Below are 23,932 nucleotides of genomic sequence, written 5' to 3'. Positions count from 1 at the left end.
ACTACCTCCAGCGCGCAGCGTTACGTTGCGATGCCAGAGGTCTCTCCCGCCCGGGGGTTGAACCGGACCGGCGCATCCGGGCCGGGACATGAGCACACGGTGTTCGGCACCGGATGACATCTCGACCGTATTGACGGAAACGCCACGAGATCGGGGATACTCCCCTCTTCGATCGTTGCCCAGCCTAACCGAACAATTCCGACATGGAAACCCGGCCGGTCCTATTCGGTGGTTTCGCCCGCGTCGTCACCGCCACCGGTGATCGACGCGATCACACCGGCCAGGTCCTCCGGCTTCACCAAGACCTCACGCGCTTTGGACCCCTCGCTCGGTCCGACAACGCCGCGGGTCTCCATCAGATCCATGAGCCGCCCGGCCTTCGCGAATCCGACGCGAAGCTTGCGCTGCAGCATCGACGTCGACCCGAACTGACTGGACACCACGAGTTCGATGGCCTGCAGGAGATCGTCGAGGTCGTTGCCGATGTCGGCGTCGATGTCCTTCTTGTCACCGGCCTTCGCCGTCGTCACGCCCTCGGTGTACTCCGGATCGGCCTGTTCGCGGCTGAAGTCGACGACCGCGCCGATCTCCTCGTCGGTGATGAACGCACCCTGCATACGGATGGGCTTGTTGGCGCCCATCGGCAGGAACAGTCCATCGCCCATGCCGATGAGCTTCTCGGCGCCGGGCTGATCGAGGATCACGCGCGAATCGGTGAGCGAGGACGTCGCGAACGCCAGCCGCGAGGGCACGTTGGTCTTGATCAGGCCGGTCACAACGTCCACCGAGGGACGCTGGGTGGCCAGGACCAGATGGATACCGGCAGCACGCGCCTTCTGGGTGATGCGCACGATCGCATCCTCCACGTCGCGTGGCGCGGTCATCATGAGGTCGGCGAGCTCGTCGACGATGGCCAGGATGTACGGATACGGCTTGTACACGCGTTCGGAGCCGAGCGGCGTGGTGATCTCGCCGGAGTTCACCTTCGCGTTGAAGTCGTCGATGTGGCGGACGCGCGACGCCTTCATGTCCTGGTAGCGCTGCTCCATCTCCTCGACCAGCCACGCCAGCGCCGCCGCCGCCTTCTTCGGCTGTGTGATGATCGGGGTGATGAGGTGCGGGATGCCTTCATACGGCGTGAGCTCGACCATCTTCGGGTCGATCAGGATCATCCGCACCTGGTCGGGTGTGGCACGCGTGAGCAGCGACACCAGCATCGAGTTCACGAAGCTCGACTTGCCCGATCCGGTCGATCCGGCGACCAGCAGGTGCGGCATCTTGGCCAGATTGGCGCTGACGAAATCGCCCTCGATGTCCTTGCCGAGGCCGATCACCAACGGATGCTTGTCTTTTCGGGTCGATGACGCGTTGAGCACATCGGCCAGACGCACCATCTCCCGATCGGAGTTCGGCACCTCGATACCGACTGCCGACTTGCCCGGGATCGGCGCCAGCAGGCGCACGTTGTCGGTGGCGACCGCGTAGGCGATGTTGCGCTGCAGCGCGGTGATCTTCTCGACCTTGACGCCGGGTCCGAGTTCCACCTCGTAGCGGGTGACCGTCGGACCGCGCGTGTAGCCGGTCACCGCGGCGTCGATCTTGAACTGTTCGAGCACACCGGAGATGCGGTCGATCATGTCGTCGTTGGACCGGCTGCCCTGCTTGGGTGGATCTCCGTCGATCAGCAACGACGACGGTGGCAGCCGATAGTCGCCCTCGGGCACATCGGGTGCCGCAGGCGCGGCGGCCGGTTCCTTCTCCACGCGAGGTTTGCGGGGCGCTCGCGGCTTGCGCGGTGCCGGTCGACCGATCTCCTCGGTGATCTCGTCGACAATGGGTTCGGTGACCTCGTCGACGATCTCGTCGGTGGGTGCATCCGCGAGGCTCCGCGACGTGGCGCGCGATCGGCGGCTCGGGGTGACGTCGGGGGGATAGTTCTCATACGGATCACCGGAGTAGGCACGGTCACGAATCTGGCCGGCGGTCATACCGCGAGCCGAGCCCGCCCAGTCCGGCTCGTCGTAGCCGTCCACGTCGTCGTAGTCGACCGGGCCCGCATCGTCGTAGTCGTCGGAGTCGTAGTCGTCGTCGATGTGCTCGGTTCTCGCGGAACGGCCGGACGGATCTCCGAGTCCGAAGTAGCCCGCCGCAAAGTCGATGACCTCACGCACGGTCCGCCCGCTCAAGAGCAGCACGCCGAACGCGGCGCACAGCAGCAGGATCGGTACCGAGATCCAGATGGTCACACCGTTGGTGAGGGGTGTCCCGACCGCGAATCCGAGGAACCCGGACGCCCCGGACCGTCCGGGTAGGTCGATGGGAGCGCCCGCGATGAGGTGCATCAGGCCGAGGATCGGGAGCACCACGAGCAGACCACCACCGATGTAGCGGGCCCGGCGCTCCGGCGCGGGCGGTCGCCGCATCAGCACCACCGCGAGCGCCACGAGCGCAACGGGCAGCACCAGCACCACCGAACCGATGATCGCCCGGATCAACGCGTCGACGAACGCACCCACCGGTCCGGCCGCGCCGAACCACACGCTGGCACCGACAAGCAGTGCGAAGGCCAGCAACCCGAGCGCGACGCCGTCCCGGCGGTGCGAGTGGCCGGCCGAGGTTCGGTTCTGGTCGCGTCGACGTCGTACGAGGGATTCGCTGTCCTCGAAGCCGCCGTCGTCGGAGCCGCCGTCATATCCGACGACGTACCCCGTGTCGTCGCGATACTCGCCGTCGGGCGCGTCGAAGTCCGTCAACTCCTGGTCGTCATAGTCGTCGTAGTCTGCGCGCGCGTCGGCGCGCGGTCCGCTGCCGATGGTCGAACCGGCCCGTGCCATGCTGCCGACGCCCTTGGCGAGCAGCGACCACCCGGCGCCGATGCCCTTGCCGACCGATGCCGCGCCGCTGGCGGCGATCGACCGCCGGTGCAGGTCGGCCGACTCCGCTACCGCAGTGTTGCGTGGTGCCGGCTTCGGGGTGGCCTTCTTCGCGCGACCCGACGCCGACGCCTTGCCGGAGCCCTGATTACCGGTGCCCCGATTACCTGTGCGCTGCCTCCCGGCGGTCTGTCCGGTCCGCGACGAGCGCGTTCCTCCGGACTTCGCAGACGACGTTCTCCCCCGGGACGCTGTTGTCCCACCACGCGACGCGGACGCGCGTGAACCCGTGCTCGCTCTCGAAGCCATGCCGACAGCCTAGTATCTGAGAGTCACCACAGTCACATGAGCAACACCGGCAACACGATCGCGTATCGAATTCGTGACCCCTTCGAGTCAGAAGCCGCGCTTGCTGGCCTTCACCGCGGCTACCGCGGCATCGTCACCGGAGAATTCCAGGTCAACGGGTGCGCGACCGAACGCGAACAACGTCAGTTCGCCCGGGGTGCCGGTGATGGTGACCGGATCGCCGTGGCCGACCGTCACGAGGTCCTCACCGGAGTCGGTTCGCAACGTCACCGTCGCCGGCACGTTCTTCAACGCCATCTTGCCGATGCTGCGGGCCGGGGTCCGCAGGTCGGAACTCAGCTGATCGGAGAGTTGCCGTGGCACCCATGGTCCGTCGGGATCGGCGCCGCCGCGCAGCACATCCTCGTGGTGGACGAACATCTCCCCCAGGTTGGCCCAGCGATCGACCAGCTTGAACGGTGAGTAGACCGGTGGCCCGCCGGCCAGTTCGTCGAGGAGGACGTCCCAGTCCTTGGCAGCGGCGACGCTGCGGACCTTCTCGGTGTGCGGGGCGAACTGTTTGATCAGGATGCCCGGACCGGTGTCGAGTCGTCGTTCGCGAACCACGAGGTGCGCCAACAGGTCTCGGGTGGTCCATCCTTCACAGAGGGTCGGGGCGTCGGGCCCCTTGGCTCGAAACGTGTCGACGAGGGCTGCGCGTTCATCTTGGGCACTGGTCACTCCGCCCACCCTAGCCCGACAAAGGAACGTGTGCGGAACATCGTCCCAAGCAGGGGCTAGCCGTTCACCGCGAGCACTGTCGGCACGATCATCGGCCTGCGTCTGTACGTGTCGGACACCCAGCGGCCGACGGTGCGGCGGATGGTCTGCGCGATGCGGTGCGTGTCGGCCACGCCCTCGGCGGCGAGGGCATCGAGGGTCTTGTTGACCAGATCCGCGGCCTCTTTGAGTGCGCTGGGGTCATCGGAGAATCCGCGCCCGGACACCTCGGGTGCACTGACCGGGCGGCCGGTCGTTGCATCGACCGCGACAGTGATGGCGATGAATCCGCCCTCACCGAGCACGAGTCGCTCGGACAACGTCGACTCGCCGACGTCGCCCACCGACAGTCCGTCGACGTAGACATGGCCGACCGGAACGCGTCCGACGATCTCGGCCCGACCGTCGACCAGGTCGACGACGACCCCGTCCTCGGCGAGCACCACCCGGTCCTCCGGGACTCCGGTCGCGACGGCGAGTGCGGCGTTGGCGCGCAGGTGTCGCCATTCGCCGTGGACCGGCATCGCGTTCGACGGCCGGACGGCGTTGTACAGATAGAGCAGTTCGCCCGCCGAGGCGTGACCGGACACGTGGACCTTGGCGCTCTGCTGGGTGATCACCGTCGCTCCGCGCTTGGCGAGCCCGTTGACCACCGCGAACACCGAGTTCTCGTTGCCCGGGATCAGCGACGACGCGAGGACGACGAGGTCGTCGGCGCGGATGTTGATCTGCCGGTGCTCGCCACGCGCCATCCGCGACAGCGCCGAGAGCGGTTCGCCCTGCGAGCCGGTCGAGATCAGCACCACCCGATGGTCCGGCAGGGTCGCGGCGGTGTCGAGGTCCACCACCACGCCGTCGGGCACCTGCAGATAGCCGAGGTCCTGTGCGATCTGCATGTTGCGCACCATCGACCGCCCGACGAAGGTGACCCGCCGGTTGTGGGCGTCGGCGACGTCGATGATCTGCTGGATGCGATGGACGTGGCTGGCGAAGGAGGCCACGATCACGCGCTGTTTGGCCTTGCCGATGACCTGGTCGAGCACGCTGCCGATCTGACGCTCCGGCGTCACGAACCCGGGCACCTCGGCGTTGGTGGAGTCGACCAGGAACAGGTCGACGCCCTCGTCGCCGAGTCGGCTGAAGCCGGCCAGGTCGGTGAGCCGACCGTCGAGTGGCAACTGGTCGAGTTTGATGTCGCCGGTGTGCAGGACGACGCCCGCCGGAGTGCGGATGGCGACCGCGATCGCGTCGGGGATGGAGTGGTTGACCGCGAAGTACTCGCATTCGAACGGCCCGTGCGTGGTGCGTTCACCCTCGCGGACCTCCACCAGACGCGGCCGCAGCCGGTGCTCGCGACACTTGGCTTCGACCAGCGCCAACGTGAACTTCGACCCGACGACCGGGATGTCGCCGCGCAGGCGCAGGAGGAACGGGATGGCGCCGATGTGGTCTTCGTGGCCATGAGTGAGGATCACCGCGTCGACGTCGTCCATCCGGTCTTCGATGTAGCGGAAGTCCGGCAGGATCAGGTCAACGCCGGGCTGGGCGTCCTCGGGGAACAGCACGCCGCAGTCGACGATGAGCAGCCGACCGCCGTATTCGAAGACGGTCATGTTGCGGCCGATCTCACCGATGCCACCGAGAGCGACCACCCGTAGCCCGCCACGCGGAAGTCGCCGCGGCGTACCACCCGGCTGCGTCACCGGTTCGGCGGTTGGCCGAACGGCCGGACGAGACTCCCCGCGCTCGTGGCGTCCCTTGCGTCGCGACGATTTGGCGCCACCCGATTCCGGTTGATTCACAGCATGTTTGGGCCCTTTGCCACGACCACCATCGGCGTTGCGCGCGGGCTCGGCAGGCGGCTGCTCGGGCGGCCCGGCCTTGCGGGTCGCTGCGCGGCGGCGATTGGGCGGCTGACGATCGGGGCCGGTCATCAGTTCAACAGACCCGCGGCGCGGAGATCGGCGATGAGCAATTCGATCTGCGGTCCATCGGCGGGAACCTGCGGCAATCGCGGATCTCCGACATCGATGCCGAGTATGCGCAGCGACGCCTTGACCATGGTCACGCCACCGAGCCGGCCCATCGCGTTCACCAGGGGCAGCATCGACGTGTTCAGGGTGCGGGCAGCCGCGAGGTCGCCCTTCTCGACGGCGATCTGCATGTCGCGCAGGCGATCAGCGACCAGATGCCCGATCACGCTGACAAATCCGGTCGCACCGATCGACAACCACGGCAGGTTCAGTGCGTCCTCGCCAGAGAGATACTCCAGCTCCGTGGACGCGATGATCCCGGCGGCCGAATGCAGATCGCCCTTGGCATCTTTGACGCCCTTGATCTTCGGGTGTTCGGACAGGGCCAGCATCGTCTCGTTCGCGATCGGCACCACCGAACGCGGTGGGATGTCGTAGAGCAGCACGGGCAGGTCGGTCGCATCGGCGACGGTCCGGAAGTGCGCGAGCAGACCAGCCTGCGGCGGCTTCGAGTAGTAAGGGGTCACCACGAGCAGTGCGTGTGCGCCGACCTTCTCGGACGCGACGGCGAACCGCACGCTCTCGGCGGTGTCGTAACTGCCCGCGCCCTGGGTGATCCGCGCACGGTCGCCGACCGCATCGAGGACGACGCGCAGCAGGTCGAGCTTCTCGGGCACGGTGGTCGTCGGCGATTCACCGGTGGTGCCCGACACGACAAGTCCGTCGCAGCCCTTGGCGACGAGGTGATCGGCCAGCTCCGCGGCCTTGTCGAGGTCGAGTGCACCGTCGGGTGTGAATGGGGTCACCATTGCCACGACATTGGTCCCGAAGGGATGCGAGTGCAGCTGTTCGGAGACGGCGTTCATGGTGCTCAAGGCTACCGTCTCAGCCTTCGAGCACGAATGGTGAGGTCGCGACCTCTGTCCCGTCGGAGAGCGTCCCGATCTCGAAGTCCCCGAAAACGGTCGGCGCCACCGCCATGAGTTGACGAAGACACTCGATCGCGAGCTGTCGGATCTCCACATCCGCGTGCTCGGTGGCCCGCATTCCGACGAAATGCCGCCAGGACCGGTAGTTGCCGGTGACGACGATCTTGGTCTCGGTGGCGTTCGGCAGCACCGACCGAGCCGCCTGCCGGGCCTGTTTCCGGCGGAGGATGGCGTTCGGTACATCCGCGAACTTCGCCTCGAGTGCCGTCAGCAGTTCGGTGTAGGCCGCGCGGCTCGCGTCGGTGGCCGCGGTGAACTTCGCCTCGAGCTCGGGATCACCCACGATGGCCGGGGGTGCCACGACGTTCGAATCGTGTTCGGGGACGAACCGTTGCGACAGCTGCGAATACGAGAAGTGCCGGTGCCGGATGAGTTCGTGTGTGCACGACCGCGAGATGCCGGTGATGTAGAAGGTGACCGACGCGTGTTCGAGCAGCGACAGGTGCCCGACCTCCAGGATGTGGCGCAGGTAGCCGGCGTTGGTCGCGGTCCGCGGGTTGGGCTTGTCCCAACTCTCGTAACAGGCGCGACCGGCGAACTCGACGAGCGCCTCACCGCCGTCGGCGTCGGTGCTCCACGAGACGTCCTCAGGCGGTGAGAACTGCGTCACGGCCACCATCTTCACCTTGAGCGGCACCAGTTCCGACACGCCGCGCCTCCGTTTCTCGCCCCGCTGACGGTTTTCAGCCCGCTCGATTGTCCCCCACCGGAGGACTCCGGTCGCCGCCACCCCGCGGCCGGAGTCCTCCGAGGGCCGATCAGGTCGCCGGGACCGCGCCGTCGGCGAGGTTTCGGTGAACCTTCGGCGACCGGGCGGTAAAGTCCCCAGCGCAGCGTCGGCAGTGAGGCAGGACACGCTCGCCTCTCCTGCTGCGGCGGCGCATCATGAGCGCGCATGTGTCGGCAGCCCACCGATATCCCGGCTCTGCCGGGTCGTCGGTGACAACTCTTTCGGGGGCGAAGATTTCACCACAGACACCGAACGCCAACGAGCGTGCGGGAACATCACGACGTACTTTCCTGCGCTCCGGGGTCGCGGTCGCGGGGACCGCGGCAGTCCTCGGTCAGGCATCAGCGCCGGCGTCGTCGGCGCCGGCCCGAGGCGTGTTCGCGCACGGGGTCGCGTCCGGCGACCCGCTCCCCGACCGCGTCATCCTGTGGACTCGGGTGACGCCGACCCCGGCCGCGACACCTGGCTCGGGCATCGGTCCGGCGGCCGACGTGGTCTGGGAAGTGGCGCGCGATGCGTCGTTCGGGACAGTGGTCGCCACCGGACGTCGCACCGCCACGACGGACACCGACTTCACCGTGAAGGTCGACGCCGCCGGACTGGCCCCGGACACCCGCTACTTCTATCGGTTCCGCGTCGTGTCCGGTCCGGCGTCGGGCGCGGTGTCGCCGACCGGCCGCACCCGCAGCGCTCCAGCCACCGGAGCCGACGTCGGCTCGGTGCGGTTCGGAGTGGTCTCCTGCTCCAACTGGGAGGCAGGCTATTTCGGCGCGTATCGCCATTTGGCCGGGCAGCCGGATCTCACCGCGATCGTCCACCTCGGCGACTACATCTACGAGTACGAGACCGGCGGCTACACCGGCAAGACCGGCCCGGTACGCACGCATTCACCGCGCAACGAGACCGTCAGCCTGCGCGACTACCGGATGCGGCACGCCCAGTACAAGACCGACCCCGACCTTGCGCGGCTCCACATCATGCATCCGTGGATCTGCACGTGGGACGACCACGAGTCCGCCAACGACGCCTGGTCGGGCGGCGCGGAGAATCACCAGCGCAACGAGGGGTCGTGGGCGGCGCGCAAGGCGGCTTCCGAGCGGGCGTACTACGAATGGATGCCGGTACGTCCGGTGGTCGATGCGGGCGGACGTCACCTGTACCGCCGTCTGCGGTTCGGGACGCTGCTGGAACTGTCGATGCTCGACCTGCGCACCTACCGCGACGTCCAGGTGCCGGCGACCTCGCGCAAGATCGACGATCCCGGCCGCTCGATCACGGGCCGCGCTCAGATGGATTGGCTCACCAGAGGTTTGGTCACCTCCGACACCCGATGGCGCATCGTCGGCAACCCGGTGATGATCACGCCGGTGCTCATTCCGCCGCTCGAACCCAGGACCACCGCCGCGGTGACCGACCTCCTCGGGGTTCCGGTCGCCGGCGTGCCCTACAACCCCGATCAATGGGACGGGTACACCGCCGACCGCAAACGACTCCTGAATACGTTGCGCGCCAACAACATCGACAACGTCGTGTTCATCACCGGCGACATCCATTCGTCCTGGGCGTGCGACATTCCGGTGGATGCCGCGACGTACCCCGGGAGTGGCAGCGTCGCAACCGAACTCGTCGTCACCTCCGTGACGTCCAGCAACATCGACGACATCCTGAAGGTGCCGGCCAACACACTCGGCGCGGCCGTGCCGCCCGCCTTCATGACCGCCAATCACCATGTGCGATGGAATGATTTCGACGCCCACGGATACGCGGTCCTGACTGTCACACGAAACGCCACCCAGATGGACTGGTTCTTCGTGAACGAGAAGACCGATCCGAACACCGGCCAGACCTACGCGCGGTCGTTCCGGGTCGGCAGCGGATCGCAACGCGTCCAGCCCGTCGCGCGTCCGGCCCGCTGAACGAGAGGACAACGATGTCAACGACTTTCACCCGACGTATCGGTACCGCAGTCGCGAGCCTGGCTGCCGTCGCGACGCTGATTGCCACCCCGGCTGTGGTCGGGTCCCCGCTCACCGGCACGGCGCATGCCCTGCCCGCCGACCTCGCGGTGCACGCGGTGCAGCTGACCGGCACCGAGAACACCCGGACGTTGGCGTACTACCGTGCCGCGGACGGCCGTTACGTCGACGACCTGGTGATCCGCAGCGACAACCTGTCCGCGATCACACCGGCCGATGGTCGCGCCCTCGCGCAGCGTCGGGTGCGAACCGTGATCGATCTGCGCACCCAGATCGAACGTGCGCTCCAGCCCGACCGTCCGGTTCCGGGCGCCACCACCAAGGTGTTCGACGTCTTGGGCGGCGCATCCCCGACCACCCTGGTCGACCTGTCGAGTGCCTACAGGGCCTTCGTCACCGATCCCGGTGCGCGACGGGCATTCCGAGACACCCTGCTGGAGATCAAACGCACCACCGCAAGCGACAACTCGGTACTGTTTCACTGCTCGGCGGGCAAGGACCGCACCGGCTGGGCGTCGGCAGTGCTGCTCACGCTTCTCGGCGTCGACCGCGCAGGCGTCGAACGAGATTATCTGGCCAGCAACACCTTCCGGCACACCAGCCCGGCGGATCGGTTGAACGGCGTCAACATCGCCTGGCTGCGCACCGCCTTCGCCACCGCGGACCGGGTCTACGGCAGCTTCGACAACTACGTCCGACGCGGCCTGCGCCTCACCTCGCGGGACATCGCAGCCCTGAAGAGTCAGTTGTTGAAGTCTCCGTACAGGTCGTCCTTCAGCGTGTTGACCATCGGCGGCTGATCCGAAGAGTACTGTCTTAGGCCTCCTGAACTGCGACGACTCGCGGGCCCTGCATCGCCCGCACCTCCTACCACCTGCTGGTTGAGTCGCCACCACCCCGCTGGTTGAGTAGCGACGAGCGAGCTTGCGAGCCCGCCGCGTATCGAAACCTCGGGAGCCGACAACGTCAGCGACCACTGGGCTGCGGACACATCCACCTTGTCGGATTTCGATACACCTCGCCCTATGGGGCTCGGCTACTCAATCAGCAGGAGATCAGCCGGCGTGAAGGCCCAGCGATTAGCCGTCGACGATCGCCGACAGCTTGGCGTAGGTGTCGGGCCACCCGTGCACTGCGATGGACTCGATCCCGAGCGCTTTCACCGGGTAGTCGTTGCCGCCCTCGTCGAGGCGGTCGCCGAAGAACAGGATGTCGTCGACCCCGAGGTCGAGGATCTCCATGAGTTTGTTCGCGCCGTAGGCCTTGTCGATGCCCTTCTTGGTGACGTCGACCGACGTCGAACCGCCGCTGCGCACCTCGAGGTCGGGCAACAGTTCCGCGGCATAGGCGCGTAGTGATTCCTTCTTGGCGCCGTCGGGGTCCCAGGCGGACTTCGCGTCGACCGGCGCGGACTGTCCGAGCGCACTGAAGGTGATCTGGCTGCCCCGGTCTTCGAGGATGGGTCCCCACGTCTCGGCTTCCCAGAGCCCGAGTTCGCGTGCACCTGTCTCCAGGACGTCGAGGGTGCGCTTCTTCTCGTCGTCGCTCAGGTATTCGGCGTAGACGGTCTCCCATTCCGAACCCGACCACCGCACGTACTGCGTGCCGCAGGTCGGCATGAGGTGGAGGTTCCCCATGGCGTCGAACTCACCGAGCCGGTCGAGGACCTGGGTCTGGAACTGGCCGAAGCGGCCACCGGAGATGATGCAGCCGAGGCTGCGGTCGAGCATGCGGCGCAATAGTGCCACCATGTCGTCGGCCAGGGGACTCTTGGACGGTGCCAGGGTGTCGTCGAGGTCGAACATCACCAGGCGGTACTCACTGCCCTGATACGAAACCGTCATGGCGCAAGCATGTCATCCCCCGCGAGTGCGATGCGCGGCGGGATCGCAGCGCAATCACCCGATTGTGTCCACTGTCACCTCGAGGAGACGCACCGCTTCGAGACGATTCACCCGCGCCAGTGTCATGGCGGCGATGACCGCGCCCGCGATCGAGCGCGCCCGTGACATCACGTCGGCGGCGTGCGCGGCGGGCAATCGCGCGGCCACCCCCGCCGATATCGCCGCCAGCAGTTCGGCGTGGTAGGCGGCGATGACGCCACGGACGGCGGCATCGTCGTTGAGAGTGGTCGCCGTCGTCGCGACCAGTAGGCAACCGGTGGGTTCGTTCGCGTCGCCGAGTCGGGCGATCGCGGCCGACAGGCCGGTCAGATACTCGACGAGGGCGTCGGGATCCACCCGATCGGCCTGCAAGGGACGCAGCCGGGGACGGACGACGACGTCGAGATAGTCCCGCACCGCCGCATCGAAAAGTCCCCGCATGCTCCCGAACGCGTGGTAGACGCTCGAGCGCGAGAGTCCGGTCGCCCGCTCGACATCGCTGACCGACACCGCGTCGAAGCCCTTGTCCCAAAACAGATTCCGCGCGGCAGCCACCACCTCGGCGGTGTCATAACCAGGTGACCTTCCCATGACCTCGTTCCCCCGTCGTACACGTCGCTGCTTGTCCAACCACCAGTATAGCCGTATTGTGTAACGAGTAGTCCACAAAAGGAGTCGAACCCATGTTGGTCGTCGCCGCCATCTTGGCCCTGGTCGCCGCCGCGATTCACGTGTACATCTTTGTGCTCGAGTCGGTGTGGTGGACCACGCCACGGGGCCGGGCGGTCTTCGGGACCACCGAGGCTCAGGCCGTCGAGACACGCCAACTCGCCTTCAACCAGGGTTTCTACAACCTCTTCCTGGCCGTGATCGCGGCCGCCGGCGCGGTCGCGCTGTTCCTCGATCAGTCGGCGGTCGGCGCGACCCTGGTCATCGCGGGATGCGGATCGATGACGCTCGCCGGCGTCGTCCTGCTTTCCTCCGACCGCACCAAGACCCGTCCCGCGCTGATTCAGCTGGCCGCTCCCCTGCTCTCACTCGTGGCGCTGGCAGGCTCCGCTCTCTGACGCCGCTCATCTCGACTCGACGAAAGGTCCCCATGTCGCACAACAGCACTCACATCCAGCTGGTCAACCGCCCGGTCGGCTGGCCGACCGCCGACGACTTCCGCACGGTCACCATCGAATACGGCCCCCTTCGCCCCGGACAGGTGCGGGTGGTCAACGAGTTCGTGTCGGTCGACCCGTACATGCGCGGCCGGATGATCGACACGCGCAGTTACATTCCGCCGTTCGCACTGGGCGAGACCATGACCGGCGGTGCGGTCGGACGTGTCGTGGAGACCACGGTCGACGAGTTCCCCGTCGGCTCCCTGGTGTCACATCAGTACGGCTGGCGTGACGTGGTCCAGGAGGACGCGGCCGGCTTCCGCGTTGTCCCCGAACCGCCCGAGGGCGTCGCGTCGTCGGTCTACCTCGGCATGCTCGGCATGACCGGCCTCACCGCCTACGTCGGGCTGCTGACGGTCGCGGCGATGCAGCCCGGCGACACCGTCTTCATTTCCGGAGCGGCCGGTGCCGTCGGGACGGCCGCCGGTCAGATCGCACGGCTCAAGGGTGCCGGTCGGGTCATTGGATCTGCTGGTTCCGCCGAGAAGGTCGCGCTGCTGACCGAGCGCTACGGCTACGACGCGGCGTTCAACTACAAGGACGGACCGAGCGTGCGCAAACAGCTGCGAGCTGCCGCTCCGGACGGCATCGACGTCTACTTCGACAACGTCGGAGGCGACCATCTCGAGGCCGCACTCGATTCCTTCAACGACGGCGGCCGAGCAGCACTGTGCGGTGCAATTGCGCAGTACAACAACACATCTCCGACGCCGGGTCCGTCGAACATGGCCAACATCATCACTCGCGGACTGACACTCACCGGATTCACCATCGGCCACTACCTCGACCAGGCCCCCGAGTTCACCGCCACGATGAGCCAGTGGTTTGCCGAGGGCAAGGTTGTCCACGACGAGACCGTGGTCGAGGGAATCGACAACGCGGTCGACGCTTTCCTCGGCCTGATGCGCGGCGCGAACACCGGGAAGATGGTGGTCAGGACGTCCTGAGGGCGTCGGCCAGATCGCCGCGATCGCCGATGTGCACCGCGTCGAGGCCAAGCCATGTGGCCATCTGCTGCAGATCAGCGGAGAGGCGCTCCGCGACAACGGTTTCCGGGCGTCCGCTCTCCAGGAACGCGCCGAGTACCTGGAGCACCCCCGACTTGCGATCGGCCTTGAGGTCGACGCGTGCGACGATGTCGTCGCCAAGAAGGTACGGCAGCACGTAATACCCGTGTACCCGTTTGTGTTCGGGAACGTAGATCTCGATGCGGTAGCGGAAGCCGAAGAGTCGTTCGGCGCGGGGCCGGAAGAAGACGAGCGGGTCAAAGGGCGACAGGATCGCCGCGCTGTCGACTCGACGCGGGATACGCACTCCCGCATGCAGATACGCCTCGTCGCGCCAGCCGTCGACCTGCACCGGGACAAGTTGTCCGGCGGCGACGAGGTCGGCGATCGCGGGCCGGACGTCGGCCGTCTTGGTGCGGTAATAGTCGGCGAGGTCCGCGGCGGTGGCGACACCGAGTGCAGCGGCGGCACGTGCGGTGAGTTCTCGGTGCGCGTCCTCTTTCGACACCTGCAGACCGGCGAGTTCAGCACCGACGACGCGTTCGGTGAGATCGTAGTGGCGCACGAAGTTCTCGTTGCGAACAGCCGACAGGTCGCCCGCCGCGAACATCGCCTCACAGACGTGCTTGACCTCGCCGCGGTGCCACCAACCGCCCGGAATACCGGCCGGTCGCTCGATGCCGAGGGTCTCCTCGATCTGCTTGGGTGTGCTCGGCCCACGTTCGGCGATGACGGCGTGCACATCGGTGGCGAGGTCGCGGTTGCGTTTCATCACCTCGCGCGTGTAGCGGTAGCGTCCACCGCGGAATTCGTCTCGGCGCCAACCGAACAGCGGCCAGTCCTCGATCGGGATCAGCGCGGCCTCGTGTGCCCAGTACTCGACGAGGAGGCGGTTGCCGCGACATGGTCGCCAGGCCGCGCGGTCGAGCAGGTCCCGGTCGTAAGGTCCGAGCCGGCTGAACATCGGCATGTAATGGGCTCGAGCGGCAATGTTCACCGAGTCCATCTGGAAGAGTCGCGTCCGCCCTATGACGCGTTTCAGGTGCGTGAGGGTCGGATCGGCCGTCGGTGGCTTGTCCGTGAATCCTTGTGCGGCGAGCACGATTCGGCGCGCCTGCGCGAGCGAGAGATCGCCTCGGCTCATCCGCGCACGAGCGCGTGCCGGACGTAGTCGACAAAGCGATAGCGCAGGCCGGTCGTCGACGACAGCCATTCGCCCGCACCTGCGGTGTCCCAGCGGTATGGGTCGATCTCCGGTGCAAACGCGTCCGCGCCCTCCACCAGGATGTCGATCTCGGTGACCCGCAGATGTGTCGCGATCTCCATCGACGCCTCGTAGATCTGGCCACCGCCGATCACGGTCACCGGACCGTCGACCAGCGCGAGCGCATCGTCGACGGTGTGCACGATCTCCGCGCCGTCGGCCGTATACGTCGCCGACCGGGTGATCACCACATTCCGACGACCGGGCAAGGGGCGGAACCGGGCCGGTAGCGATTCCCACGTCTTGCGGCCCATGATCACGGGGTCGGCGCCGGTGAGCTCCCGGAAGCGACGCATGTCCTCGGGGACCCGCCACGGGATGGTCGAGTCACGGCCGATCGCGCCGACGCGGTCTTGCGCCCACAGCAGTGTGATGGTGGCGGCCATCAGACCGCCACCGGCGCCTTGATCCCCGGGTGACATTGATAGCCGACGATCTCGATGTCGTCGAACTCGTAGTCGAAGATCGAATCACGCTGCCGCAGTTGCAGTGTCGGGTACGCGAACGGTTCGCGGGAAAGTTGCAGCCGAACCTGGTCGACGTGGTTGTCGTAGATGTGGCAATCACCGCCGGTCCAGACGAATTCGCCGACGTCGAGTCCCGCCTGCTGCGCCATCATGTGGGTCAGCAACGCGTAGGACGCGATGTTGAACGGGACGCCGAGGAAGAGGTCGGCGCTGCGCTGATACAGCTGGCAGGAGAGTTTGCCGTCGGCGACGTAGAACTGGAAGAAGGCGTGGCACGGCGGCAACGCCATCTGCGGGATCTCCCCCACATTCCAGGCCGACACGATGTTGCGCCGCGAATCCGGGTTCGTCTTGAGCAGGTCGAGGGCGGCCGAGATCTGGTCGATGTGCTCACCCGACGGAGTGGGCCAGCTACGCCACTGGACGCCGTACACAGGCCCGAGCTCACCCTGCACGTCGGCCCACTCATCCCAGATGGTGACGCCGCGCTCCTGCAGCCAGCGCACGTTCGAGTCGCCGCGCAGGAACCACAGCAACTCGTAGACGATCGACTTGAGGTGCACCTTCTTGGTGGTGATGAGCGGGAACCCCGCCGACAGGTCGTAGCGGAGCTGGTGCCCGAACAGACTCCGGGTACCGGTGCCGGTGCGATCGGCCTTCGGCGTCCCCGAGTCGAGGACCAGCGCCAACAGATCCTCGTACGGAGTCGGGATGGTCTCGGTCGAGGAGATGTCGCGGATCGCCGTGCTCACGATCATCCAGTGTAGAGCCACACCCGCTGATCGAGCCGGTACCGAGCCCCACAGGGCGAGGCACCGTGTCGAGATCACTCGCGTGTGACATCTGAGGCGCACGTGACTGACGAGGTACCCTCCAACCGTGCCTCCCCGGAGTCGTACTCGTGCCAATCGCTACGCCCGCCGTCGGCGATTGCGCGTCGCCGCTCGCGACAACGATCTCACCGACGTGCAGTGGGCCGCACTCACGACAGCGTGGGGCGGGTGTGCGTACTGCGGGGCGTCGGGCACCCCGCTGCAGCGCGACTGCATGCTCGCCATCTCGCGCGGCGGCAGCTACACGCTGGCCAACGTGGTGCCCTGCTGCGGGTCGTGCAATGCCAGCAAGTGCAACACCGAGGTGACGACCTGGATGCGTCGCAAGAAGCTCGACGAGAAGGCCTTCCTCGTGCGCCAGATGGAGATCTCGCGCGCACTCATCTCGAGTCCTGCCGAGCCGGATGTGGGCCCGGACACCACGGACGCAAGCCTGTGAGATGAGCGGCGTGGGGGCGCTCTGCGGAACTGCGCGGCCGAGAATGGGCGTTGGAAGTCACGAGGCAACGATGCCGCCATGACCACCCCGAGCACCACGACTCCAGCCCACAAGGCCAGAGCGCTGCTCGGACCCGGAGCCACGAGCATCCGGCAAACCCAGAGGAACTTCATGACGCACCCCACCCCTGCCACCACTCTGATCACCCAGATCACGCACACGGCGTGCGCAGCCCGCACCGCACCCGCGACTTCCGACGAAGCGGTTGCCCTGGCCTCCTCGGTCAGCGACCTCGTCGCCGCGGCTCGCGTTTCGGGTCTTCCCGACGCCGCGATCGACGCCGCCCTTCGCGGCGCGCGCGCCGACGCGGTCAGCGCACTGCCCACCCACACCTACCGGGTGGTCGCGGTCGAGGACAGCGTCGGTGCCCGCCACTACGAGGTCCGTTCGACCGTCGACGACGAGCGGGTCGTCGGCTTCTACAGCCCCGACATCGCTCGGGACGCGGCGCGCATTCTCAACACCGGCATGTGCCCGGAGTCATGGCTGCCGGCGGGCGACCGACTGCGCTGATCGCCCGCACGATCACAACTCTTCCGCCTTCAGCGCCACGATCAGCCGCTTCAGGGTGTCGCGGGTCGACGCCAACTCTGCGGGCTCCACGGTGTCGGCGAGACGGTCGTTGACGACTGCTGCGCGGGCGGTGATCGCCCGGAGCACTTCACGACCGTTCTCGGTCGTTTCCAACAGTGGTGACGTCCGGTGGTCGGGGTTCGCTCTCAACTCAGCCAGTCCGGCGGCGACCAGATCGTTTGCCACACGCTGCACGCCTTGACGTGTCACACCAAGGCGGCGAGCCGCTTGGGGAACGGTCAACGACCGCTCGGAGACCGCGCTGAGCAACTGCCATCGCGCCTGCGTTTGGCCTTCCTCTGCCGCAACAGCTTCACCCGAGCGTCGCAACAGGTCGGCGAGTTCGAAGACGTCGGCCACCAGCAATGCCATCTCGTCTGCCATGAGATCCCCTTTCCGATCTTGACAAGATGTTGTCAATATGGCGTAGTGTTGTCAATGTCCGGCTCACCGGCCGGATGTCGCCACACCCTCGCATCGGAGAACCCCATGACCACAGCGCTGACGAATCTTCAACGCGCACAGCAGGATGCCGTCGCGAATCGCCCAGCGATCCACGGTTTCCCCCATCTGGCGGAGACACTGCGCCGCGCGGGCGTCCGCACAAACACCTGGTGGCTTCCGGCGATGCAGAGTCTCTATGAGACCGATCTGGGCCCTGTCGTCGTCCAAGGCACGCCGCTGATCGACGGGATGGCCGAGGTTCCGTCATTCGACAGCACAGCCCTCATCGCGGCACTGCGCGCCGATCAGGCGGGCCGGACAACCTTTCCCGAGTTTGCCGCAGCCACATGGCGCGCCGGTGTGATTCGCTACGTCGTCGACCTCGAGAACAGGACGTGCACCTACTTCGGTCTGCACGACGAGAGCTACGTCGAGCACTATGCAGCAGTGGAGCTTTCACCTGACGGGCAGGCCACCAATCAACCCATCAGCGCAGCGGCGACAGTCGCTCCGAGTTCCCAGCACGCCTCGAGGTCGTCCTTCGACGGTTTGCCCGAGACGGTGACGTACTCGGCCGCCTTGGTCCAACCCAATCCGGTGGTGATCGAGTCCACCGCTTTCTCCGCGCCCTCGGTGCCCTCGTTGCCATGTAGGTAGAGACCGAACGGACGGCCTTTCGTCGAATCGAGGATCTGGTAGTAGCTCACGTCGAAGGCGTGTTTCAGTGCGCCGCTGACGTATCCGAGGTTCGCCGGACTCCCGAGCAGATACCCGTCGGCCTCGAGGAAATCGCTCGCAGACACCGACAGCGCGGCCCGCCGCACCACGTCGACGCCTTCGATCTCGGGGTCGGTGGCTCCACTGATCACCGCCTCGAACATCGCCTGGCAGTACGGCGACGGCGTGTGATGGACGACCAGGAGTTGCGTCACCGCGTCCTCCTCGCTCGGCCCGCGATTGCCAGCAGTCGATCCTCAGCGCTCGACGATGCAGGCTCGACCGCGGGGCCGATCATCCCCATCGCCCGGAACTCCTCGAGGATCGGCGTCGCTTCGGTCAGCACATAGTCGGCCAGCGCATCCGACGGCACCCACTCGATTCCGATCCCGACCGCGAGGTCGTGGGTGTGCAGCGTCAGTTCCATCGCGCGCATCGTCAGGAGCTGATGCCCCGGGCGCGGTCCGGCGCGATGATCAACCAGCTCATCGAGGTCGGCGTCGCCGGCAGCCTCACGCAGCATGGTCTCGTACGTCCAGAACTCGCCGACCGGATCGTCGACGATGTAGTCGGTGCCGCGCGTCGCCACCGTGTCCGCGGCACTCGCACCGGCCAGAAGCATCGCGTACCGGTGGCCACCGCCGATCGTGTGGTTGATCAGATCGCGGTTGGTCCATTCACCGCAGCCGCTTGGTCGGTCCAACGCGGCCGGACCGACCTGTGCGAGCGCGTCGGCCCAGAGCTGTTCGGCGTCGTAGAGCGCGCGAACCGTGTCGGTCACCCGGGCTGCTCCTCGCCGTGGAACTGGGCGACGGCGCGCTTCATCATTGCGCGCGCACGACTGCGGTCTCCGGCGTAGTCGTAGGCGCGCGCGATACGATAGGTGTTGCGCCAATCGGACGGATCGGCCTCCCACTCCGCCTTGACCTGGGCGAACAGCTCATCGGCCGCGTCGCGTTCGATACGTCCCGACGCACGGCGCGGCAACTCCGAGACGTCGAGCTCACGGCCCTCGTCGGCCATGATCGCCGCGAGACGCTGATGCTCGATGCCGGCGCGAAGCGTCGCGTAGACCAGCCACACCCCGATGATCGGCAGCACGATCATGCCGATGCCCAGGCCGATCCCGGCGACGGTTCCGGTGGCGATCAGCCCGATGCCCCGCCACCCGAGCAGGACGAAGTAGACCACGAGAGCCACCACCATCAGGCCGATCATCCACACGATCGGCCGCGCGTCGCGCGGGCGGGAAGCCTTGTCCTGCTTGGGTTTTCCGGTCACCGGCTCACAGATCCATCAGTTCTTCGAGGCCGACGGTGAGTCCCGGACGCGAGCCGATCTCGCGGACACCGAGCAACACACCGGGAGCGAACGACGAACGGTCCAGGGAGTCGTGCCGGATGGTCAGCGTCTCCCCTTCGGTACCGAGCAGCACCTCCTGATGGGCAACAAGCCCGGCGAGGCGCACCGAATGCACACGCACACCGTCGACCACCGCACCGCGGGCGCCGTCGAGTTCCTCGGTGGTGGCGTCCGGACTCGGTCCGACGCCCGCGTCTGCACGCGCCTGCGCCACCAGCGCAGCCGTGCGGTAGGCCGTTCCCGACGGCGCGTCCGCCTTGTACGGGTGGTGGAGTTCGATCACTTCGACGGAGTCGTAGAAGCGCGCGGCCTGCGCGGCAAACCGCATCGACAGCACCGCCCCGATCGCAAAGTTGGGCGCGATGAGCACGCCGGTGCCGGGACTGTCGGCCAGCCAGCCCGCCACGATGCGCAGGCGCTCCTCGGTGAAGCCGGTGGTTCCGACCACAGCGTGAATCCCGTTGGAGATGAGGAACTTCAGGTTGTCCATGACGACGTCGGGGTGGGTGAAGTCGACGACGACCTCTGTGTCGGTGTCGGTGAGGAACTCGAGCGCATCGCCCTTGTCGACACCGACGGTGTACGTGAGATCGTCGGCCCGATCGACCGCGGCGACGATCGCCTGGCCCACCTTGCCGGCACTGCCCAGCACACCTGTCCGGATACCGCTCGCCATCTCTGCCCTCTCGTCGTCGGTCTCGCCAAGTCAGTGTAGTGATCGAGGCCGATGGGTCCGACGGTCGGCGGGCACCTGACGGCGGAGGATTGCTGTTGTGAACTCGCCGGGCTCCTCACCCGCCCGGCCGATGACCGATCCATCTTCAGCCCAGATCGACGATTGCCCGGCGGTGTCGGCGTAGCCCTCCCCGGTCGGACCGGCGAAGCTCGCCAACACCACCGGCACCTTTGCCGACGTCGCGATGTGCTGCGCCCGACGTTCTTGCTCGTCGAGCTCGTTTCGGTGGTGCACGACACCGCACGCATAGACATCGATGCCCAACGCAGTCAGTTCTCGGGTGTGCTGTTCGATACCGGTGTCTCGGCAGATCGCCAGTCCGACACGCCATCCGTGCACGTCGATCACGGCCGGCCCAGCACCCCGCTGAAAGTGCTGCGCCTCCCCGGCACCCAGATTGACCTTTCGGTAAGCGATCCGCAGCCCATCCGCGTCGACCTGCACAGTGGCTATCGACGGGCCATCGACTGGCGCGCCGACCAACGCGATCCCGTGCACGTCGGCGCACGCGTCGATCAGCGGCCGCAGGACTGCACGATCACGCAACACGTCCACAAGTGCGGCATCGAAGCGATACCCGGTGAGCGACAGTTCCGGAAAGACGATCAGATCTGATGCGGCCGCACGGATCATCGCTGCATGCGCCGCCACTGTTGAATCCAGGTCCCCGACGACTGCGGGCTGCCCGGCAGCGACGCGAAGGATGCTCGCTGCTCCAGTCATTGCAGAAGTATCGCCGACTTGTCCCTGTATCACCGCACAACCGCGTTCCGCGGAACGGCCCCTCACCGTTCGAGCCGGCCCGGAAGCCACCCAACGCTGGTCGAGATCGACCAGCGGATGGTGCGTTCCGCGGAACGTTCAGTAGATCGGCGCGCCACCACGGCGATGGTCGAAGACGAGTGACGTGGTGGTGCCCGCGACCTCACGTCGGCCGTTGAGCATTTCGACGAACTGACGCAGGGTCTCGGTGTCGGCGGTGGCGACGTGGAGTAGGTAGTCGTCGGTGCCGGCGAGGAAGAAGACGTCGATCACCTCGTCGTGGGTGGCGATCTCGCCGACGAACCGGCGGATCTGCCCCCGGGCATCCGATTGCAGGCTCACTGCGACCATGGCGCGCAGCGGACGGCCGACCGCCGCGGGGTCGACGTCGGCGAAGAATCCTCGGATCACCCCGCTGTCGATGAGGCGCCGGACCCGGCCGTGGCAGGTGGACGGGGCGATGCCGACCCGCTGGGCGAGCTCGTTGTTGGGCATGCGAGCGTCGGTCTGCAGCAGGCGCAGCAACGCGCGATCGGTCGCGTCGAGCTCTGCGGTCTGAACATCCTTCGAAAGCGGGGGCACCAGAACCTCCTCATCTAGCTAATCTTCAGTAGATTCCGCATCTGTGAGAATTTTATACATCAATATTGTACTGATTCCGATGTTCCTTCAGTCTGGTTACACGTTCAGCGACGAGCGTTCCCCGAAACAGCCCGAAGCACCAACACGACGAATCGGAGACATCATGCGCGTCGGAATCCCCACCGAGATCAAGAACAACGAGTACCGCGTCGCCGCGACCCCCGCAGGTGTCGCCGAACTGCACCGTCATGGCCACGAGGTCGTGGTGCAAGCCGGCGCCGGCGAAGGCTCGGCCATCGACGACCGCGACTTCAAAGCCGCCGGTGCCCAGATCCTCGGGACCGCTGCCGAGGTGTGGGAGCAGGCCGATCTCCTCCTCAAGGTCAAGGAGCCCATCGAGGCCGAGTACGGCCTCATGCGTGCCGACCAGACCCTGTTCACCTACCTCCACCTCGCGGCGAGCCGGGCCTGCACCGACGCACTGCTGTCGTCGGGTACCACCGCGATCGCCTACGAGACGGTCCGTGCTGCCGACGGCTCGCTGCCGCTGCTCGCACCGATGAGTGAGGTCGCCGGGCGTCTGGCGCCACAGGTCGGCGCCTATCACCTCATGCGATCTGAGGGCGGACGCGGCGTTCTCATGGGTGGCGTGCCCGGCACCGAACCCGCGCAGGTCGTCATCATCGGCGGTGGCGTCAGCGGCGTGAACGCGGCGACCATCGCGGTTGGCATGGGTGCGCAGGTCACCGTCTTCGACCTCGACATCACCAAGCTCCGCGCTGTCGACGCCCGATTCGGCGGACGCGTACACACCCGCTACAGCACGTCGCTCGCGCTGTCGGAGGCCATCGTGACCGCCGACCTCGTCATCGGCGCGGTCCTGGTGCCGGGCGCCAAAGCACCCGTCCTCGTACCGAATTCACTGGTGGCCCGGATGAAGCCGGGCGCGGTGCTGGTCGACATCGCGATCGATCAGGGCGGTTGCTTCGAGGACTCCCGTCCCACCACCCATGACGACCCGACGTTCACCGTGCACGACACCGTCTTCTACTGCGTGGCCAACATGCCCGGCACCGTCGCACGCACCTCGACGCAGGCGCTTACCGGCGCAACCCTCCCCTACGTCCTGCGCCTCGCCGATCAGGGCTGGGAGCAGGCCTGCCGGTCCGACGCCACCCTGGCCGCCGGACTCAGCACGCATGCGGGAGAGCTGTACTCACCAGAAGTCGGTGCGGCACTGGACATCCCTGTCAGAAGCGCATAGTCGTCGTGCCGCGGCGGCGGCCGCGCCAGCCGTAGCGTCGTTCGGTGATGTCGCCGTGACCGTCGTATCCGACACGCAGTACGGTCGACGCGCGGGTGCCATAGCCGGGCATGTTGACGAAAATCGGTGACAGGTCGGCCTCGAACGCCTTGGGCACGCCGGTATCCGGCAATAATGCCTTGTCCGGACGGCGCTGATCGGCGAGCAACTCGAGATAGGTTTCAACAGAGGATTCCGCACCCGAATCCGCCTGCACCAGAACGGCCATCGCCGCGGCGCCGTCGGTCACCTTCGGCCAGTCGCTGTCCAACGCGCCGTTCGACAGGCCGTGTACGCCGTCCGACACGCGCTCGGCCCTCGGCTCTGGGCGATTGGTCATCCACCACATCTGCGCGTCGTCGGCGACGAGCAGGTTGACCGGATCGAAGTCGGCCGCGTCGCCACGTGCAGCGAGAGCAAAGGATTCGGGCGTAACGGCCCCGAGCAGGAAGTCCACCGGCAACTCCCCACGCGAACGCACACCCATCCGCTTCGCCGGCCCGACGCGGACATTGGTGACCATCGCTGCGCGCGCATGAGTTTCGGCGTGGATGCCCATCCAGGTGCCGCCGGCCAACACGTCACGTCCGCCGATCACCGGCAAATCCGACCAACGAGCCAGGGCCCGCGTCCGACGCCGATGGAACTCATCGCGATTCGCCGCGACGACAAGTCGATACCGTGGGTGGGCGTTCCAAGCGAACAAGATCAGACACATGGGA

Annotated in this window: 25 protein-coding genes and 1 pseudogene; 8 read left to right on the top strand and 18 right to left on the bottom strand. The window is 66.8% G+C overall.

Annotated elements, in window-relative coordinates:
- Positions 1-221: 221 nt before the first annotated feature.
- The 5 genes from ABZW74_RS10215 to thyX all read right to left on the bottom strand — a co-directional run bounded on the left by ABZW74_RS10215 (position 222) and on the right by thyX (position 7,552).
- Positions 222-3,182: a DNA translocase FtsK gene (locus ABZW74_RS10215; protein WP_355276030.1), complete on the bottom strand. Its 2,961-nt coding sequence runs from the start codon at positions 3,180-3,182 to the stop codon at positions 222-224.
- A gap of 87 nt (positions 3,183-3,269) precedes the next feature.
- Entirely contained in the window at positions 3,270-3,902 is a 633-nt protein-coding gene (locus ABZW74_RS10210) for a TIGR03085 family metal-binding protein (RefSeq protein ID WP_355276028.1), read from the bottom strand.
- A 56-nt stretch (positions 3,903-3,958) separates the two neighbouring features.
- Positions 3,959-5,875 (bottom strand): ribonuclease J, encoded by a 1,917-nt coding sequence (locus tag ABZW74_RS10205; protein ID WP_355276026.1) that lies wholly within the window; start codon positions 5,873-5,875, stop codon positions 3,959-3,961.
- Complete coding sequence (dapA, locus tag ABZW74_RS10200; protein ID WP_355276024.1) at positions 5,875-6,780, bottom strand: 4-hydroxy-tetrahydrodipicolinate synthase; 906 nt, start codon at positions 6,778-6,780, stop codon at positions 5,875-5,877. Before dapA ends, ABZW74_RS10205 begins: the two co-directional genes overlap by 1 nt.
- A gap of 19 nt (positions 6,781-6,799) precedes the next feature.
- Positions 6,800-7,552, bottom strand: coding sequence for an FAD-dependent thymidylate synthase (gene thyX / locus ABZW74_RS10195; protein ID WP_240856951.1), 753 nt, complete (start codon positions 7,550-7,552; stop codon positions 6,800-6,802).
- 236 nt (positions 7,553-7,788) lie between these two features.
- Between thyX and ABZW74_RS10190 the strand changes: the two genes are divergently transcribed.
- A complete protein-coding gene (locus ABZW74_RS10190; RefSeq protein ID WP_355276022.1) occupies positions 7,789-9,549 on the top strand; it encodes an alkaline phosphatase D family protein in 1,761 nt (586 codons plus the stop codon).
- Positions 9,550-9,563: 14 nt separating this feature from the next.
- Complete coding sequence (locus ABZW74_RS10185; protein WP_240856949.1) at positions 9,564-10,409, top strand: tyrosine-protein phosphatase; 846 nt, start codon at positions 9,564-9,566, stop codon at positions 10,407-10,409.
- A gap of 279 nt (positions 10,410-10,688) precedes the next feature.
- Here the strand turns inward: ABZW74_RS10185 and ABZW74_RS10180 are convergent, their stop codons facing one another.
- Both ABZW74_RS10180 and ABZW74_RS10175 read right to left on the bottom strand, forming a co-directional pair.
- Positions 10,689-11,453: an HAD-IIB family hydrolase gene (locus tag ABZW74_RS10180; RefSeq protein ID WP_240856948.1), complete on the bottom strand. Its 765-nt coding sequence runs from the start codon at positions 11,451-11,453 to the stop codon at positions 10,689-10,691.
- A 54-nt stretch (positions 11,454-11,507) separates the two neighbouring features.
- A complete protein-coding gene (locus ABZW74_RS10175; RefSeq protein ID WP_355276020.1) occupies positions 11,508-12,083 on the bottom strand; it encodes a helix-turn-helix domain-containing protein in 576 nt (191 codons plus the stop codon).
- Positions 12,084-12,175: 92 nt separating this feature from the next.
- Here ABZW74_RS10175 and ABZW74_RS10170 point away from each other — a divergent pair, with 92 nt between their 5' ends.
- Together ABZW74_RS10170 and ABZW74_RS10165 are read left to right on the top strand one after the other, a co-directional pair.
- Entirely contained in the window at positions 12,176-12,559 is a 384-nt protein-coding gene (locus ABZW74_RS10170) for a DUF1304 domain-containing protein (RefSeq protein WP_355276019.1), read from the top strand.
- 32 nt (positions 12,560-12,591) lie between these two features.
- On the top strand, positions 12,592-13,608 hold the full coding sequence (locus tag ABZW74_RS10165; RefSeq protein WP_240856945.1) for an NADP-dependent oxidoreductase: 1,017 nt from the start codon (positions 12,592-12,594) through the stop codon (positions 13,606-13,608).
- Here the strand turns inward: ABZW74_RS10165 and ABZW74_RS10160 are convergent.
- The 3 genes from ABZW74_RS10160 to ABZW74_RS10150 are packed head-to-tail and all read right to left on the bottom strand — an operon-like array spanning position 13,595 to position 16,151.
- Positions 13,595-14,812 (bottom strand): crosslink repair DNA glycosylase YcaQ family protein, encoded by a 1,218-nt coding sequence (locus ABZW74_RS10160; protein WP_355276018.1) that lies wholly within the window; start codon positions 14,810-14,812, stop codon positions 13,595-13,597. The genes ABZW74_RS10165 and ABZW74_RS10160 overlap by 14 nt on opposite strands.
- The gene (locus ABZW74_RS10155; RefSeq protein ID WP_240856943.1) at positions 14,809-15,318 is read right to left on the bottom strand and encodes a dihydrofolate reductase; all 510 of its coding nucleotides are present in this window, start codon (positions 15,316-15,318) and stop codon (positions 14,809-14,811) included. The genes ABZW74_RS10160 and ABZW74_RS10155 overlap by 4 nt, the downstream gene beginning before the upstream one ends.
- A complete protein-coding gene (locus tag ABZW74_RS10150) occupies positions 15,318-16,151 on the bottom strand; it encodes a thymidylate synthase (protein ID WP_355276016.1) in 834 nt (277 codons plus the stop codon). Before ABZW74_RS10150 ends, ABZW74_RS10155 begins: the two co-directional genes overlap by 1 nt.
- Before the next feature lie 127 nt (positions 16,152-16,278).
- On the opposite strand from ABZW74_RS10150, the gene ABZW74_RS10145 reads away from it, so the two are divergent.
- Complete coding sequence (locus ABZW74_RS10145; RefSeq protein ID WP_240856941.1) at positions 16,279-16,671, top strand: HNH endonuclease; 393 nt, start codon at positions 16,279-16,281, stop codon at positions 16,669-16,671.
- Positions 16,672-16,842: 171 nt separating this feature from the next.
- Complete coding sequence (locus ABZW74_RS10140; RefSeq protein ID WP_240856940.1) at positions 16,843-17,244, top strand: hypothetical protein; 402 nt, start codon at positions 16,843-16,845, stop codon at positions 17,242-17,244.
- A 12-nt stretch (positions 17,245-17,256) separates the two neighbouring features.
- Here ABZW74_RS10140 and ABZW74_RS10135 read toward each other — a convergent pair whose 3' ends face one another.
- A complete protein-coding gene (locus tag ABZW74_RS10135; protein WP_355276013.1) occupies positions 17,257-17,688 on the bottom strand; it encodes a MarR family transcriptional regulator in 432 nt (143 codons plus the stop codon).
- Between the two features lie 54 nt (positions 17,689-17,742).
- Between ABZW74_RS10135 and ABZW74_RS10130 the strand changes: the two are divergent.
- Positions 17,743-18,159 (top strand): annotated as a pseudogene (locus tag ABZW74_RS10130) (DUF1398 family protein); the annotation flags it as partial.
- A gap of 68 nt (positions 18,160-18,227) precedes the next feature.
- On the opposite strand, the gene ABZW74_RS10125 reads toward ABZW74_RS10130, so the two are convergent.
- The 6 genes from ABZW74_RS10125 to ABZW74_RS10100 all read right to left on the bottom strand — a co-directional run bounded on the left by ABZW74_RS10125 (position 18,228) and on the right by ABZW74_RS10100 (position 21,907).
- Positions 18,228-18,629 (bottom strand): flavodoxin family protein, encoded by a 402-nt coding sequence (locus ABZW74_RS10125; protein WP_240857035.1) that lies wholly within the window; start codon positions 18,627-18,629, stop codon positions 18,228-18,230.
- A 47-nt stretch (positions 18,630-18,676) separates the two neighbouring features.
- Complete coding sequence (locus ABZW74_RS10120) at positions 18,677-19,246, bottom strand: TIGR03086 family metal-binding protein (RefSeq protein WP_355276011.1); 570 nt, start codon at positions 19,244-19,246, stop codon at positions 18,677-18,679.
- Positions 19,243-19,683, bottom strand: a complete 441-nt coding sequence (locus ABZW74_RS10115; RefSeq protein WP_240857034.1) for a hypothetical protein — start codon at positions 19,681-19,683, stop codon at positions 19,243-19,245. The genes ABZW74_RS10120 and ABZW74_RS10115 overlap by 4 nt, the downstream gene beginning before the upstream one ends.
- Positions 19,684-19,750: 67 nt before the next feature.
- Positions 19,751-20,503: a 4-hydroxy-tetrahydrodipicolinate reductase gene (dapB, locus tag ABZW74_RS10110; RefSeq protein ID WP_355276009.1), complete on the bottom strand. Its 753-nt coding sequence runs from the start codon at positions 20,501-20,503 to the stop codon at positions 19,751-19,753.
- A 30-nt stretch (positions 20,504-20,533) separates the two neighbouring features.
- Positions 20,534-21,286 carry a carbon-nitrogen hydrolase family protein gene (locus ABZW74_RS10105; protein ID WP_355276007.1) on the bottom strand — a complete coding sequence of 251 codons (753 nt, stop codon included), beginning with the start codon at positions 21,284-21,286 and terminating at the stop codon, positions 20,534-20,536.
- Between the two features lie 138 nt (positions 21,287-21,424).
- Complete coding sequence (locus ABZW74_RS10100) at positions 21,425-21,907, bottom strand: Lrp/AsnC family transcriptional regulator (RefSeq protein WP_355276005.1); 483 nt, start codon at positions 21,905-21,907, stop codon at positions 21,425-21,427.
- Between the two features lie 163 nt (positions 21,908-22,070).
- On the opposite strand from ABZW74_RS10100, the gene ald reads away from it, so the two are divergent.
- Complete coding sequence (gene ald, locus ABZW74_RS10095; RefSeq protein WP_355276003.1) at positions 22,071-23,171, top strand: alanine dehydrogenase; 1,101 nt, start codon at positions 22,071-22,073, stop codon at positions 23,169-23,171.
- On the opposite strand, the gene ABZW74_RS10090 is transcribed toward ald, so the two are convergent.
- Positions 23,158-23,928: an NRDE family protein gene (locus tag ABZW74_RS10090; RefSeq protein ID WP_355276001.1), complete on the bottom strand. Its 771-nt coding sequence runs from the start codon at positions 23,926-23,928 to the stop codon at positions 23,158-23,160. The two genes, ald and ABZW74_RS10090, sit on opposite strands and share 14 nt — an antisense overlap.
- Between the last annotated feature and the right edge of the window lie 4 nt (positions 23,929-23,932).

Source organism: Gordonia sp. NPDC003585, from assembly GCF_040610755.1.
In the GTDB taxonomy this organism is placed as follows: domain Bacteria; phylum Actinomycetota; class Actinomycetes; order Mycobacteriales; family Mycobacteriaceae; genus Gordonia.
This window is presented reverse-complemented; position numbering and strand designations above follow the sequence as displayed.

Coding starts and splice junctions, on each gene's coding strand:
- ABZW74_RS10185 (WP_240856949.1), top strand. CDS start 9,564: ATGTCAACGACTTTCACCCGACGTATCGGTACCGCAGTCGCGAGCCTG.
- ABZW74_RS10215 (WP_355276030.1), bottom strand. CDS start 3,182: ATGGCTTCGAGAGCGAGCACGGGTTCACGCGCGTCCGCGTCGCGTGGT.
- ABZW74_RS10205 (WP_355276026.1), bottom strand. CDS start 5,875: ATGACCGGCCCCGATCGTCAGCCGCCCAATCGCCGCCGCGCAGCGACC.
- ald (WP_355276003.1), top strand. CDS start 22,071: ATGCGCGTCGGAATCCCCACCGAGATCAAGAACAACGAGTACCGCGTC.
- ABZW74_RS10190 (WP_355276022.1), top strand. CDS start 7,789: ATGAGCGCGCATGTGTCGGCAGCCCACCGATATCCCGGCTCTGCCGGG.
- ABZW74_RS10140 (WP_240856940.1), top strand. CDS start 16,843: ATGACGCACCCCACCCCTGCCACCACTCTGATCACCCAGATCACGCAC.
- ABZW74_RS10160 (WP_355276018.1), bottom strand. CDS start 14,812: ATGAGCCGAGGCGATCTCTCGCTCGCGCAGGCGCGCCGAATCGTGCTC.
- ABZW74_RS10105 (WP_355276007.1), bottom strand. CDS start 21,286: ATGACTGGAGCAGCGAGCATCCTTCGCGTCGCTGCCGGGCAGCCCGCA.
- ABZW74_RS10115 (WP_240857034.1), bottom strand. CDS start 19,683: ATGATCGGCCTGATGGTGGTGGCTCTCGTGGTCTACTTCGTCCTGCTC.
- ABZW74_RS10180 (WP_240856948.1), bottom strand. CDS start 11,453: ATGACGGTTTCGTATCAGGGCAGTGAGTACCGCCTGGTGATGTTCGAC.
- dapA (WP_355276024.1), bottom strand. CDS start 6,780: ATGAACGCCGTCTCCGAACAGCTGCACTCGCATCCCTTCGGGACCAAT.
- ABZW74_RS10125 (WP_240857035.1), bottom strand. CDS start 18,629: ATGTTCGAGGCGGTGATCAGTGGAGCCACCGACCCCGAGATCGAAGGC.
- ABZW74_RS10175 (WP_355276020.1), bottom strand. CDS start 12,083: ATGGGAAGGTCACCTGGTTATGACACCGCCGAGGTGGTGGCTGCCGCG.
- dapB (WP_355276009.1), bottom strand. CDS start 20,503: ATGGCGAGCGGTATCCGGACAGGTGTGCTGGGCAGTGCCGGCAAGGTG.
- ABZW74_RS10090 (WP_355276001.1), bottom strand. CDS start 23,928: ATGTGTCTGATCTTGTTCGCTTGGAACGCCCACCCACGGTATCGACTT.
- ABZW74_RS10135 (WP_355276013.1), bottom strand. CDS start 17,688: ATGGCAGACGAGATGGCATTGCTGGTGGCCGACGTCTTCGAACTCGCC.
- ABZW74_RS10155 (WP_240856943.1), bottom strand. CDS start 15,318: ATGGCCGCCACCATCACACTGCTGTGGGCGCAAGACCGCGTCGGCGCG.
- ABZW74_RS10170 (WP_355276019.1), top strand. CDS start 12,176: ATGTTGGTCGTCGCCGCCATCTTGGCCCTGGTCGCCGCCGCGATTCAC.
- ABZW74_RS10165 (WP_240856945.1), top strand. CDS start 12,592: ATGTCGCACAACAGCACTCACATCCAGCTGGTCAACCGCCCGGTCGGC.